This window comes from Kitasatospora putterlickiae, from assembly GCF_039527695.1.
Taxonomy (GTDB): Bacteria; Actinomycetota; Actinomycetes; order Streptomycetales; family Streptomycetaceae; genus Kitasatospora; species Kitasatospora putterlickiae.
Genome location: NZ_BAAAKJ010000300.1, coordinates 10,939 through 11,886, shown reverse-complemented (window position 1 = coordinate 11,886; position 948 = coordinate 10,939). Strand labels below are relative to the sequence as shown.

The window sequence follows — 948 nt, the reverse complement described above, 5'->3', positions numbered from 1 at the left end:
CGGAGCGGGCGCTGGCGGCGGCCGGACGGGCCGCCACCGGGCGGGCCGAGCAGGTGCGCACCTGGAACCTCTCCGGGCTGTTCCGGCTGCCCACGGCCGACGGCCCGGTCTGGCTGAAGGTGATCAACCCGGCGTTCAACTCCCGGGAGTCGGAGGCGGTCGCGCTGTTCGCCGCCGCCGATCCGACGCTGGTGCCGTCCGTGCTCGCCGCCGACCCGGAGCAGGGGCGGGTGCTGCTCGACGAGGTGCCCGGGGAGGACTGCTGGGGTCCGTCGGAGGCGGAGGTGGCGGACATCGTGCCGCGGCTGGTCGCCGCCCAGGCGGCGCTCGCGGCCGACGGCCGGGCGGCCGGGGCCAGGCTGCGCGACCGCACCCCGCGCGCGTTGGCCGCCGCTGTTCCCGCGCTGCTCGACCGGCTCGCCGCCGGGTCGGAGCTGACGGCCGACGAGCTGGCCGCCGCCCGGGCGCTNNNGGGCGGAGCGGACGGCCGCCGAGCTGCAGGCCGCCGGGGCGCTGGCGGCCCGGCTGCCCGTCCTGGTCGAGGAGCTGACCGCGTGCGGGCTGCCGGAGACCGTCGTCCACGGCGACTTCCACCCCGGAAACTGGCGCGGCGGCAACGGCGGCGGACTGGTCGCCATCGACTACGCGGACGCCTGCCTCGGCCACCCGGCCCTGGACGGCCTGCGGCCCCGCGCCTTCGTCGACGAGGAGCGGTGGGCCCAGCTGGCCGGGGTGTGGGCGGACGCCTGGCGCGCCCGGGTGCCCGGCTGCGCGCCCGAGCGGGCGCTGGAGCTGGCCGGACCGCTGTTCCACCTCGGTTACGCGCTGCGGTACCAGGAGTTCCTGGACCACATCGAGGACAGCGAGCGCCCCTACCACGAGGGCGACCCGGCGGGCGAGGTCCGGCGCGCGCTGGAGGCGGCACGGGGTTAGGCCCGAAGGCTCTCG

At 78.4% G+C, this 948-nt stretch carries 1 protein-coding gene and 1 pseudogene; one reads left to right on the top strand and one right to left on the bottom strand.

Annotation, left to right across the window (positions count from 1 at the left end):
• Window positions 1–295, bottom strand: a 295-nt coding sequence (locus ABD308_RS29075) for a hypothetical protein (RefSeq protein ID WP_344340920.1), incomplete at its 3' end; no start/stop codon positions are given.
• A gap of 197 nt (window positions 296–492) precedes the next feature.
• Between ABD308_RS29075 and ABD308_RS29070 the strand changes: the two are divergent.
• Window positions 493–933, top strand: a pseudogene (locus ABD308_RS29070) (phosphotransferase); the annotation flags it as partial.
• Window positions 934–948: the final 15 nt, after the last annotated feature.